Raw genomic sequence first — 12,148 nt, forward strand, 5'->3', positions numbered from 1 at the left:
CCCCCTTCCGTAGTGAGGGGGGAAGAGTCCGGCTGTCTCGACCTGGAGGTTCTGGTGCGCAAGGATGCCGCCGTGGCCGATGACCGCCCGCAACGGGCACGACATCGCAGTGAGGTGCCGCGCTCTCAGTCCTCCGTCCCCGACGAGGAGTTGATGCGGGCGCTCTACCGCGAGCACGCGGGTCCGCTTCTCGCGTACGTACTCCGCCTGGTCGCGGGGGATCGTCAGCGTGCCGAGGACGTCGTCCAGGAGACCCTCATCCGGGCCTGGAAGAACGCAGGTCAGCTGAATAACGCCACTGGCTCGGTCCGGCCCTGGCTGGTGACCGTCGCCCGGCGTATCGTCATCGACGGTCATCGCAGTAGGCAAGCCCGGCCACAAGAGGTCGAGCCGTCGCCGCTCGAGGTCATGCCCGCGGAGGACGAGATTGACAAGGCGTTGTGGCTGATGACGCTCTCTGATGCGCTCGACGACCTGACTCCCGCTCACCGGGAGGTACTGGTCGAGACGTACTTCAAAGGACGTACGGTCAATGAGGCTGCCGAAATACTCGGCATACCCAGCGGGACGGTGCGGTCCAGGGTGTTCTACGCGCTGCGCTCCATGAAGCTCGCGCTCGAAGAACGAGGAGTGACGGCATGACCGCGCAGGGGTGGTACCCCGGCAACAACGCGCAGGACGGCAACAGCTCTCACGATGCCGCCGGCGCCTACGTGCTCGGCATTCTGGATGACGCGGAGGCCACGGCGTTCGAGATGCATCTCGCCGGATGCGAGATCTGCGCCTCCCACCTGGACGAGTTCGCCGGCATGGAACCCATGCTCGCCATGCTCGCCGAGGCTCCGGGACCGCCCGCGAAGGTGACGGCGCCCAGCAGCAAGCTTCTCGACAACCTCGTCGACGAGGTCGCCGAGAAGCGCGCACAGCGCAGGCGGCGCAGCTTCTACATGGTGGCGGCCGCGGCGGTGCTGGTCGTCGGCGGACCGGCGGTGGCGGTCGTGGCGACGTCCGGGGATGACGGCAGGAACAACGTGGCGGAGGTCCATCCGACCAGCCCGGCCGAGGATGCCTTCTTCAACCACATGGAGGAGAAGGTCCAGGCGACCGACGCGTCGACCAAGGTCAGCGCCACCGTCGGCCTGGAGAAGAAGGGCTGGGGGACGCACACCGTCCTGGAGCTCAAGAACGTCAAGGGCCCGCTGAAGTGCAGTCTGGTCGCGGTGTCCAAGACGGGCGAGGAAGAGACGGTCACCTCCTGGGCCGTCCCCAAGTGGGGATACGGCATCCCGGACAGCACGCACGAGTCCGCGAAGAACCCGCTGTACGTCCACGGCGGGGCGGCGATGGACCGGAACGACATCGATCACTTCGAGGTACGGACGTTCGACGGTCAGCGGCTTGTCGAGGTGGAGGCCTGACAGCACGTGCATACCGGGGTCCCCTTCGCGTACGGTTGACGGCTGCCCACAGCACGTCAGAAGGGGGCCTCGGTGGCCGCGCAGGATGCCGCTGTCGATTCCGTACGAGACCGTGAGATCGGTGTCGAGCAGAATCACCTGGACCAGGTGTACCGCCGCCTCGAGGAGAAGATCCACGAGGCGGAATTCTTGATGAACGACGCCGCCCAGCGTGGCCAGGTCGGCACGCCCGGCGCGCTGGCCGAGCGGGACGCGCAGGTGTTCCGTGCCGGTATTCACCTCAACCGGCTCAACAACGAGTTCGAGGACTTCCTCTTCGGGCGCGTCGACCTGCTGCTCGGCAAGGACGGCGAGAAGGGGCCGGACGGCGCGTACACGTCGGTCGAGCCCGCCGACGACGCCGTACGGCCGGACAACACGGCCGACATCGCCGAGACCCTGCACATCGGCCGGATCGGTGTACTCGACTCCGACTACGCGCCGCTGGTGATCGACTGGCGCGCGCCGGCCGCAGCGCCGTTCTACCGGTCGACTCCGAAGGATCCGGGCCGGGTGGTACGCCGCCGGGTCATCCGGTCCAAGGGCCGCAAGGTCCTCGGGGTCGAGGACGACCTGATGCGGCCGGAGGTCACCGCCACGCTGGACGGTGCCGAACTGCCGGTGATCGGCGACGGCGCGCTGATGGCCGCGCTGGGCCGGGCCCGCAGCCACACCATGCGGGACATCGTCTCCTCCATCCAGGCCGAGCAGGACCTGGTCATCCGCGCCCCCGCCGCCTCCGTGACCGAGGTCTCGGGCGGCCCCGGCACCGGCAAGACGGCCGTCGCCCTGCACCGGGCGGCCTACCTGCTCTACCAGGACCGCAGGCGGTACGCGGGCGGAATCCTGGTGGTCTCGCCGACCCCGCTGCTCGTCGCCTACACGGAGGGCGTGCTGCCCTCGCTGGGCGAGGAGGGGCAGGTCGCGATCCGTGCGGTCGGCTCGCTGGTCGACGGCGCGGAGGCGACGGCGTACGACGATCCGGCCGTCGCCCGTGTCAAGGGCTCCTCCGAGATGCTGAAGGTTCTGCGCAAGGCGGCGCGCGGGGCGTTGGAGGGCGCCGCGCCCACGCGCTCCGATCGACGGGTGGGGGCAGCCGCCGCGGGCGGCGAGCGGCTCTCCTTCGGCGACGACGCCGGGCCGGCCGACGGCGCCTCGCGACGTGGCGGTGATTCCGCGCGGACCGCGCGGGACGAGGGCGCACCGGGCCGGGCGCCGCAGTCCACCCCCACCCGGCTCCGCGTGGTCGCCTTCGGCGGGCGGATCGAGCTGGGGGCCGAGGAGCTGCAGCGGATCAGGAACTCCGTACTCGGCGGGACCGCGCCGATCAACCTGCTGCGGCCGCGGGCCCGCAGACTCGTCCTCGACGCCCTGTGGGCGAAGTCCAACGGCCGGGGCAGGTACACCGACCCCGAGCTGGTCGCCGAGCTCCGCTCGAGTTTCGACGAGGACGTCTCGACCGAGCCGGAGTTCCTCGCGTTCATGGACGCCTGGTGGCCCGAGCTCAGCCCGCGGCGGGTGCTCGCCGCGATGGCCGACGAGCGCCGGCTCGCCCGGTGGGCGCGCCGCGTGCTGAACCCCCGCGAGACCCGGCTGCTGGCGCGGTCTCTCCGGCGGCTGGGGGCGGACGGGGAGGGCCCTCTGTCGGTGCACGACGTGGCGATCCTGGACGAGCTGCAGATGCTGCTCGGCACGCCGGCCCGGCCGAAGCGGAGACGGGGGCTCGACCCGTTGGACCAGCTCACCGGTCTCGAAGAGCTGATGCCGCAGCGCGAGGAGACCCAGTGGGAGCGGGCGGAGCGGCTCGCGGCGGAGCGGACGGAGTACGCGCACGTCATCGTCGACGAGGCGCAGGACCTGACGCCCATGCAGTGGCGGATGATCGGCCGGCGCGGCCGGCAGGCGACCTGGACGATCGTCGGCGACCCGGCCCAGTCCTCCTGGTCCGACCCGGACGAGGCGTCCGCGGCCCGGGACGAGGCGCTGGGCACTCGCCCGCGGCGCCGGTTCAACCTGACCGTGAACTACCGCAACCCGGCCGAGATCGCCGCGCTCGCGGCCAAAGTCCTGGCGCTCGCCATGCCCGGTATGGAATCCCCCGTGGCGGTCCGTTCGACTGGCGTGGAGCCGCGCTTCGTGGCGGCACGCGACGACCTGGCCGAAACGGTCCGGCAGGAGGCACAGCGGCTGCTGGAGCGTGTGGACGGCACGGTCGGCGTCGTCGTGGCGATGAACCGCCGCGAGCAGGCGACCCGGTGGCTGGCAGGACTGGGTGAGCGGGTGGTGGCGCTGGGCAGCCTGGAGGCGAAGGGACTCGAGTACGACGCGACGGTCGTCGTGTCGCCGGCCGAGATCGCGGACGAGAGCCCGGCCGGTCTGCGGGTGCTGTACGTGGGGCTGACGCGCGCCACCCAGCAGCTCACGGTGGTGTCGGGCGAGCGCGACGACCCGGACGCCGAGGGGGTCCCTGACCTGCTCCGGGACTGAACGGGGGCAGAACCCGCGGGACGGGAATCACTTTCCGGGATCCTTTGTTAGCCTGAGTACGGCACCGGCTCGATCCAAGCCCCCGGGCCCAACCTTCGTCGCTTCGAGCGACCACTTGCCGCGAGGCGAGCATGGCGGGTCGGTGCCACTCAAGCGTCATAAGAACAGGTCCGCGCCGTCATCCGATGGCGGGGACCTGTTCTGTTTAACGCAACCCTCTCGTATGGTGGAAGTGTCTTTCCGAAATTTGCGGCTGGTTACCTTGTACCGGCTGGTAGGTGGGACGATCGGACGACGCGTCCCGGCCGGCAGGCCGCGGCGGCGCGGCAATGCATCCAGGGAAAGCAGAGGAAGTCGGCCATGGCAACGGCGCCCAGCGTCTCGTACTCGATGACGGTCCGGCTGGAGGTGCCCGCGAGCGGAACCGCGGTCAGCCAGCTCACCACGGCCGTGGAGTCCTCCGGCGGCTCGGTCACCGGCCTCGATGTGACCGCCTCCGGCCACGAGAAGCTGCGCATCGACGTCACGATCGCCGCCACCTCGACCTCGCACGCCGACGAGATCGTCGAGCAGCTGCGCGGCATCGAGGGCGTCGTGCTGGGCAAGGTCTCCGACCGTACGTTCCTGATGCACCTCGGCGGCAAGATCGAGATGCAGTCCAAGCACCCCATCCGCAACCGTGACGATCTCTCGATGATCTACACGCCGGGTGTGGCCCGGGTCTGCATGGCGATCGCCGAGAACCCCGAGGACGCCCGGCGTCTCACCATCAAGCGCAACGCCGTCGCAGTCGTGACGGACGGCTCCGCCGTCCTCGGCCTCGGCAACATCGGCCCCAAGGCCGCCCTCCCGGTGATGGAGGGCAAGGCGGCCCTGTTCAAGCGGTTCGCCGGCATCGACGCGTGGCCGCTGTGCCTGGACACCCAGGACACCGACGAGATCGTCGCGATCGTCAAGGCGATCGCCCCCGGCTTCGCCGGAATCAACCTCGAGGACATCTCCGCGCCCCGCTGCTTCGAGATCGAGGCGCGGCTTCGCGAGGCCCTCGACATCCCCGTCTTCCACGACGACCAGCACGGCACGGCGATCGTCGTCCTCGCCTCCCTGACCAACGCACTCCGCGTGGTGAGCAAGGGAATTGGGGATGTCCGAGTCGTCATGTCCGGCGCCGGCGCGGCCGGTACGGCCATCCTGAAACTGCTGATCGCCGCAGGTGTGAAGCACGCGGTCGTCGCCGACATCCACGGTGTCGTGCACGCCGGCCGTGAGGACCTGGTCTCGGCCGACCCAGACTCGCCGCTGCGCTGGATCGCCGACAACACCAACCCGGAGGGCGTCACCGGTACCCTCAAGGAGGCTGTCGCCGGCGCCGACGTGTTCATCGGTGTCTCGGCGCCCAACGTGCTCGGCAGCGACGACGTGGCGGCCATGGCGGACGGCGCGATCGTCTTCGCGCTCGCGAACCCGGACCCCGAGGTGGACCCCGCGATCGCCCGTCAGACGGCCGCAGTTGTGGCCACCGGACGTTCGGACTTTCCGAACCAGATCAACAACGTGCTGGTCTTCCCGGGCGTCTTCCGCGGTCTGCTGGACGCCCAGTCCCGCACGGTCAACACGGAGATGATGCTCGCGGCGGCCGCCGCGCTCGCCGACGTGGTGACGGAGGACGAGCTCAACCCGAACTACATCATTCCGTCGGTCTTCAACGACAAGGTCGCGGGTGCGGTGGCCGGAGCCGTCCGTACCGCCGCCAAGGCCGCCGGGGCGGGCGCGGACGAGCTGTGAGCCCGTGCGGCGGCCCGCAGACGCGGAGTGCGACGGCGCGTCGCGGAACGTGGCGCCTGCGCCACCCCTCTAGGGTTGCGGGGATACCCGCACAGAGGCCCGCGGCGGCTGCCGTCCGCGTCAGCCAGTCGACGGAGCGTCACCACGACGAGGGCAGTGGCGCTTTTCGTGTGACTCTGGTGGGTGCCGGATTCGCTTTCCCGCCGCTGGTGGGGGCAGGATGCTTAACCGGGCGCGAGGGTCTGACGTCAGACCCGGGTCCGGGGACTGTCCGAGGGCCCTGGCAGCATCGGCTTCGATCTCACGCCTCATAGGCAAGTTGAACACGGGAGTACAACATGAACCGCAGTGAGCTGGTGGCCGCTCTGTCCGAGCGCGCCGAGGTGACCCGCAAGGACGCCGACGCCGTTCTGGCCGCTCTCGCCGAGGTCGTCGGCGAAGTTGTCGCCAAGGGCGACGAGAAGGTCACCATCCCCGGCTTCCTGACCTTCGAGCGCACCCACCGTGCCGCTCGCACCGCTCGTAACCCGCAGACCGGCGACCCGATCCAGATCCCGGCCGGCTACAGCGTGAAGGTCTCCGCGGGCTCCAAGCTCAAGGAAGCCGCCAAGGGCAAGTAAGACCCGAAGGCAACAGGAAGGGCGGCCACCCGGACCGGGTGGCCGCCCTTCCTGTGCGCACGGACAGAGTGCCTAGACGAGCGCGCCGCCCGGGAGTTCGACCTTCGCTCCCAGCTCTACGAGCTTCTCCATGAAGTTCTCGTAGCCGCGGTTGATCAGTTCGATGCCGTGGACCCTGGACGTGCCCTGGGCCGCCAGGGCCGCGATCAGGTACGAGAAGCCGCCCCGGAGGTCCGGGATGACCAGGTCAGCGCCCTGCAGCTTGGTTGGGCCCGAAACCACGGCGGAGTGCAGGAAGTTGCGCTGGCCGAAGCGGCAGGCCGAGCCGCCCAGGCACTCGCGGTAGAGCTGGATGTGCGCGCCCATCTGATTGAGCGCGGAGGTGAAGCCCAGCCGGGACTCGTAGACCGTCTCGTGGACGATGGAGAGCCCGGACGCCTGCGTCAGGGCCACAACCAGCGGCTGCTGCCAGTCGGTCTGGAAACCGGGATGGACGTCCGTCTCCAGGGCGATCGCCTTCAGCGGACCGCCCGGGTGCCAGAAGCGGATGCCCTCGTCGTCGATCTCGAAGGCGCCACCCACCTTCCGGTAGGTGTTGAGGAACGTCATCATCGAACGCTGCTGGGCGCCGCGCACGTAGATGTTGCCCTCGGTGGCGAGCGCCGCCGACGCCCAGGAGGCCGCCTCCAGGCGGTCGGGGAGCGCACGGTGGTTGTAGCCGCCGAGCTTGTCGACACCGGTGATCCGAATGGTCCGGTCGGTGTCCATGGAGATGATCGCGCCCATCTTCTGCAGTACGCAGATGAGGTCCTCGATCTCCGGCTCCACGGCGGCGTTGGAAAGCTCGGTGACGCCCTCGGCCAGCACGGCCGTCAGCAGCACCTGCTCGGTCGAGCCGACGGAGGGGTACGGCAGCCGGATCTTGGTGCCGCGCAGCCGCTGCGGGGCCTCCAGGTACTGGCCGTCCGCCCGCTTCTCGATCGTCGCGCCGAACTGGCGCAGCACGTCGAAGTGGAAGTCGATCGGCCGGCCGCCGATGTCGCACCCGCCGAGGCCCGGGATGAACGCATGGCCGAGCCGGTGCAGCAGCGGGCCGCAGAACAGGATCGGAATGCGCGACGAGCCCGCGTGCGCGTCGATGTCCGCCACGTTGGCGCTCTCGACGTGGGTCGGGTCCAGGACCAGTTCGCCGGGCTCGTCGCCGGGGCGGACCGTCACACCGTGGAGCTGCAGCAGCCCGCGTACGACCCGCACATCGCGGATGTCGGGCACATTGCGCAGCCGGCTCGGACCGCTGCCGAGCAGCGCGGCGACCATGGCCTTCGGCACGAGGTTCTTGGCGCCGCGGACACGGATCTCACCCTCGAGCGGGGTTCCGCCGTGGACAAGCAGTACATCGTCTGTGACGGTCATGAATCTCGCGTTCCGGAGAGGGTGGGCAGGGGGCCAGAGAAAAGGGTAAGGGGCGACCACCCCCGCTCCGTAAGGGTGAGGACGGTGCGGGATCGTCATGAATTTGTCACAACACGCTCCGTATGCCCCGGACAGCGGAGGGTGGCCTTCCGGGTGACGCGCTCCCGCTGCTGCTGTGCGCCCTGAGCTGCGTACGCTCACAGACCGCCGTTGACTCCCCCCAGAGGGCAAAGATGCGGGATCATGTCGGCATGACCGAGGTGTCCTCGCTCACAGGGCGGCTGCTCGTCGCCACCCCCGCCCTCGCGGATCCGAACTTCGACCGCGCGGTGGTGCTTCTCCTCGACCACGACGAGGAGGGCTCGCTCGGCGTGGTCCTCAACCGCCCGACTCCGGTCGGCGTCGGGGACATCCTGGAGGCCTGGGCGGCCCTCGCCGGTGAGCCCGGGGTCGTCTTCCAGGGCGGCCCCGTCTCCCTCGACTCGGCACTCGGCGTGGCCGTCATCCCCGGTGAGGAGGGCCCGCTCGGCTGGCGGCGGGTGTACGGCGCGATCGGGCTGGTCGACCTGGAGGCGCCGCCGGAGCTGCTGGCCAGCGCGCTCGGGTCCTTGCGGATCTTCGCGGGTTACGCCGGTTGGGGGCCGGGACAGCTGGAGGACGAGCTGATCGAGGGCGCCTGGTACGTCGTCGAGTCCGAGCCGGGAGACGTCTCGGCTCCGGACCCGGAACGGCTCTGGCGGGCCGTACTGCGCAGGCAGCGGAGCGAGCTCGCGATGGTGGCCACGTACCCGGACGACCCGTCCCTGAACTGATGCCCGCGCGTTTCAGTACCCTTGGCTTCTATGAGCACTCTTGAGCCCGAGCGCGGGGCAGGTACGGGGACCCTCGTAGAGCCGACGCCGCAGGTGTCGCACGGCGACGGCGACCACGAGCGCTTCGCCCACTACGTCCAGAAGGACAAGATCATGGCGAGCGCGCTCGACGGCACGCCCGTCGTCGCGCTGTGCGGCAAGGTCTGGGTTCCGGGCCGTGACCCGAAGAAGTATCCGGTCTGCCCGATGTGCAAGGAGATCTACGAGTCGATGGGCGCCGGCGGCGCCGGCGGCGACAAGGGCAAGGGCGGCAAGGACAAGTAGCCGTTCGCCCCGGCCGGCTCGACCAGTAGCTGTACGGAAGGCCCTCGCGGTGCGCCGATGCGCACCGCGAGGGCCTTTCGCGTGCGCGCCGAGGCGGCCATAATCTCCTGCGTGTTGTGCAGAGCGAAACGCTCGTTGCATATGTTGCAACGCCGACTCGTAGGGGTTACCGGATGAAGTTCTCCACCCGAACGGCCGCACCCGTAGTGGCACTCGCCCTGGCCGGTCTCGCCGCCACGGCCTGTGCCCCGCAGACCTCCGACAACCGTGCGAAGACGGACGACAAGAGCGGCACCCTCCGGGTCTGGCTGTTCCGCGAGGTCAACAACAAGCCCAAGGAGCAGGTGGTCGAGCGGGCCGTCGCCGCCTTCGAGAGGGCGCACGAGGGCACCGACGTACGGATCGACTACATCCCGGTCGACACCCGTGCCCAGAAGATCAAGGCCGCCTTCAACGATCCGAAGAGCGCACCCGACCTCATCGAGTACGGCAACACGGACATGGCCGGCTACGTGAAGGACGGCGGACTCGCCGACGTCACCGCCGAGTTCGGCACCTGGGACGAGACCAAGGACACCGACCCGACCGCGCGGGATTCGGTGACGGTCGGCGGAAAGGTGTACGGCGCCCCGCTCCTCGTCGGCGTGCGCGCGCTCTACTACCGCACCGACGTGTTCCGCGAGTTGGGGCTGACCGTCCCCAGGACGCAGGCCGAGCTGGTCTCCACCGCCAAGAAGATCCGCAAGGCGAGGCCCGAGCTGTACGGTCTCGCGGTCGGCGGGGCCTACACGTACGGCGCGATGCCGTTCATCTGGGCGCACGGCGGCGAACTCGCGGAGGGCAAGGACGGTTCGTACAAGGCGGCCATCAACAGCCCCGCCGCTCAGCGGGGCATCACCGCCTACACCTCGCTCTTCGGAGACGACAACTGCCCGGCCGCCAAGTGTGCCCAGATGGGCGGCAACGCGACGGTCACCGCCTTCGCGGCGGGCAAGGCGGGTATGGCCATCGGCGGCGACTTCAGCCATCAGGCGGTCGAGGCGGGCAAGATCAAGGGCAAGTACGCGGTCGTGCCGCTGCCCGGCGTCGAGGCGGGCCGGATAGCGCCGGCCTTCGCAGGCGGCAACAACATCGGCGTACTCAAGAGCAGTTCGCACCGCACGCTCGCGGTGGACCTGATGAAGTCCCTCGCAGGCAAGCGGACGCAGGCTCAGCTCTTCGACGCGATGGGCTTCCTGCCCACCTTCACCGATGTGCGCGCCGAAGTCGCCAGGAAGGAGCCGTTCGTCGAGCCCTTCGTCACCACGCTCGGCGCCGGCACCAAGTTCGTCCCCGAGTCGGCGGGATGGGGGCAGATCGACTCCTCGCTCGTCCTGCCCACGATGTTCCAGGAGATCGTCAGCGGCGGCAAGGACGTGGCGGCGGCGTCCGGCGACGCCGCGAGGAAGATGGACGCCGCGTTCGGGTCCGCGGGCTGAACGCGATGGCGCAGCACCTCACGACCGCACGGCGTGGCGGGACATGGACGCCGTGGCTCTATCTCGCTCCCGCGCTGGCCGTCCTCGGCGGGCTGCTCGTCTACCCCGTCTACCAGCTCGGCCTGATCTCCTTCCTGGAGTACACACAGGCCCAGGTCAGCGGTGGCGAACCGACCACCTTCCGGGGCTTCGGGAACTACGCGGCACTCTTCCGCGACAGCCAGTTCTGGCAGGTGCTGCTGGCCACCGTGCTGTTCGCGGCGGCATGCGTGGTCTCCACCCTGACGGTGGGCTGCGCACTCGCCGTCCTGCTGACGCGCGTCCGTGCCGTACCGCGGCTGGCGCTGATGCTCGCCGCGCTGGGCGCGTGGGCGACCCCGGCGGTCACCGGTTCGACGGTGTGGGTCTTCCTCTTCGACCCCGACTTCGGACCGGTCAACAAAATGCTGGGACTGGGTGACCACTCATGGACGTACGGGCGCTACAGCGCCTTCGCGCTCGTCCTCTTCGAAGTGGTGTGGTGCTCGTTCCCGTTCGTCATGGTGACCGTCTACGCCGGCATCAAGGCGATTCCGGGGGAGGTGCTGGAAGCCGCCTCGCTGGACGGGGCCTCGAACTGGCGGATCTGGCGTTCGGTCATGGCGCCGATGCTGCGGCCGATCCTGGTCGTGGTGACCATCCAGTCGATCATCTGGGACTTCAAGGTCTTCACCCAGATCTACGTGATGACGAACGGCGGCGGAATCGCGGGCCAGAACCTCGTCCTGAACGTGTACGCCTACCAGAAGGCCTTCGCGTCCTCGCAGTACAGCCTGGGTTCGGCGATCGGTGTGGTGATGCTGCTGATTCTGCTGGCGGTCACCCTCGGGTACCTGCGACTGCTGCGACGCCAGGGAGAAGAGATATGAGCTTCGCACGCACCACTCGGCGGCCGGGCCTGCGCATACGGCGTCCGGGACGGCTCGCCGCCGAGGCGCTGGCGCTGGCCGTCGCCGTCCTCGTCGCGTTCCCGCTGTACTGGATGGTGCTTTCCGCGCTCAAGCCGGCTGGTGAGGTCCAGTCGGCCGAGGCCCGGCCGTGGACGCTCACCCCGTCGCTGGACTCCTTCCGCCGGGTCTTCGAACAGCAGGACTTCGGCCGGTACTTCCTCAACAGCCTGCTCGTGGCGGGAACGGTGGTCCTCGCCTCCGCACTCGTCGCCTTTCTGGCGGCTACGGCGGTCACGCGGTTCCGTTTCAGATTCCGCACGACTCTGCTGATCATGTTCCTGGTGGCGCAGATGGTGCCGATCGAGGCGCTGACCATCCCGCTGTTCTTCTTGATGAGGGACTTCGGGCAGCTCAACACCCTCGGCTCGCTGATCCTGCCGCACATCGCCTTCTCGCTGCCGTTCGCGATCTGGATGCTGCGCGGCTTCGTGAAGGCGGTGCCGGAGGCGCTGGAGGAGGCGGCGGAGCTGGACGGGGCGAGCCGGACGCGGTTCCTGTGGCAGATCCTGTTCCCGCTGGTCTTCCCGGGCCTGGTGGCGACGAGCGTGTTCTCGTTCATCTCCACCTGGAACGACTTCCTGTTCGCCCAGTCGTTCATCATCAGCGACACCTCGCAGTCGACACCGCCGATGGCGCTGCTGGTGTTCTTCAAGACGGACGAGAACGACTGGGGCGGCATCATGGCCGCCTCGACGGTGATGACCGTCCCGGTGCTCGTCTTCTTCGTACTCGTACAGCGCAGGCTCGTCTCGGGCCTCGGCGGAGCGGTCAAGGACTGACGCG

11 protein-coding genes are annotated in these 12,148 nt (G+C 69.2%); 10 read left to right on the forward strand and 1 reads right to left on the reverse strand.

The window, feature by feature from the left end:
- The first annotated feature begins 54 nt into the window (after window positions 1-54).
- From AB0M62_RS27500 to AB0M62_RS27520, 5 genes are all read left to right on the forward strand, one after another.
- Window positions 55-642, forward strand: a complete 588-nt coding sequence (locus AB0M62_RS27500; protein WP_366077024.1) for a sigma-70 family RNA polymerase sigma factor — start codon at window positions 55-57, stop codon at window positions 640-642.
- The gene (locus tag AB0M62_RS27505) at window positions 639-1,418 is read left to right on the forward strand and encodes a zf-HC2 domain-containing protein (protein WP_366076988.1); all 780 of its coding nucleotides are present in this window, start codon (window positions 639-641) and stop codon (window positions 1,416-1,418) included. The genes AB0M62_RS27500 and AB0M62_RS27505 overlap by 4 nt, the downstream gene beginning before the upstream one ends.
- A 72-nt stretch (window positions 1,419-1,490) precedes the next feature.
- Window positions 1,491-3,944: a UvrD-helicase domain-containing protein gene (locus tag AB0M62_RS27510; protein WP_366076989.1), complete on the forward strand. Its 2,454-nt coding sequence runs from the start codon at window positions 1,491-1,493 to the stop codon at window positions 3,942-3,944.
- Between the two features lie 360 nt (window positions 3,945-4,304).
- On the forward strand, window positions 4,305-5,729 hold the full coding sequence (locus tag AB0M62_RS27515) for an NAD-dependent malic enzyme (protein WP_366076990.1): 1,425 nt from the start codon (window positions 4,305-4,307) through the stop codon (window positions 5,727-5,729).
- Window positions 5,730-6,067: 338 nt separating this feature from the next.
- A complete protein-coding gene (locus AB0M62_RS27520) occupies window positions 6,068-6,349 on the forward strand; it encodes an HU family DNA-binding protein (RefSeq protein ID WP_366076991.1) in 282 nt (93 codons plus the stop codon).
- Window positions 6,350-6,421: 72 nt separating this feature from the next.
- Here AB0M62_RS27520 and murA read toward each other — a convergent pair whose 3' ends face one another.
- The gene (murA, locus tag AB0M62_RS27525) at window positions 6,422-7,762 is read right to left on the reverse strand and encodes a UDP-N-acetylglucosamine 1-carboxyvinyltransferase (RefSeq protein ID WP_366076992.1); all 1,341 of its coding nucleotides are present in this window, start codon (window positions 7,760-7,762) and stop codon (window positions 6,422-6,424) included.
- A gap of 251 nt (window positions 7,763-8,013) precedes the next feature.
- On the opposite strand from murA, the gene AB0M62_RS27530 reads away from it, so the two are divergent.
- The 5 genes from AB0M62_RS27530 (at window position 8,014) to AB0M62_RS27550 (ending at window position 12,144) form a co-directional block, all read left to right on the forward strand.
- Entirely contained in the window at window positions 8,014-8,574 is a 561-nt protein-coding gene (locus AB0M62_RS27530) for a YqgE/AlgH family protein (protein ID WP_366076993.1), read from the forward strand.
- Between the two features lie 30 nt (window positions 8,575-8,604).
- Window positions 8,605-8,898: a DUF3039 domain-containing protein gene (locus AB0M62_RS27535; protein WP_366076994.1), complete on the forward strand. Its 294-nt coding sequence runs from the start codon at window positions 8,605-8,607 to the stop codon at window positions 8,896-8,898.
- A 173-nt stretch (window positions 8,899-9,071) separates the two neighbouring features.
- The gene (locus tag AB0M62_RS27540) at window positions 9,072-10,376 is read left to right on the forward strand and encodes an extracellular solute-binding protein (RefSeq protein ID WP_366076995.1); all 1,305 of its coding nucleotides are present in this window, start codon (window positions 9,072-9,074) and stop codon (window positions 10,374-10,376) included.
- Window positions 10,377-10,381: 5 nt separating this feature from the next.
- A complete protein-coding gene (locus tag AB0M62_RS27545) occupies window positions 10,382-11,284 on the forward strand; it encodes a sugar ABC transporter permease (RefSeq protein WP_366076996.1) in 903 nt (300 codons plus the stop codon).
- Entirely contained in the window at window positions 11,281-12,144 is an 864-nt protein-coding gene (locus tag AB0M62_RS27550) for a carbohydrate ABC transporter permease (protein ID WP_366076997.1), read from the forward strand. The genes AB0M62_RS27545 and AB0M62_RS27550 overlap by 4 nt, the downstream gene beginning before the upstream one ends.
- The last annotated feature ends 4 nt before the right edge of the window (window positions 12,145-12,148 follow it).

This window comes from Streptomyces sp. NPDC051219 (genome assembly GCF_040682335.1).
Classification (GTDB): domain Bacteria; phylum Actinomycetota; class Actinomycetes; order Streptomycetales; family Streptomycetaceae; genus Streptomyces.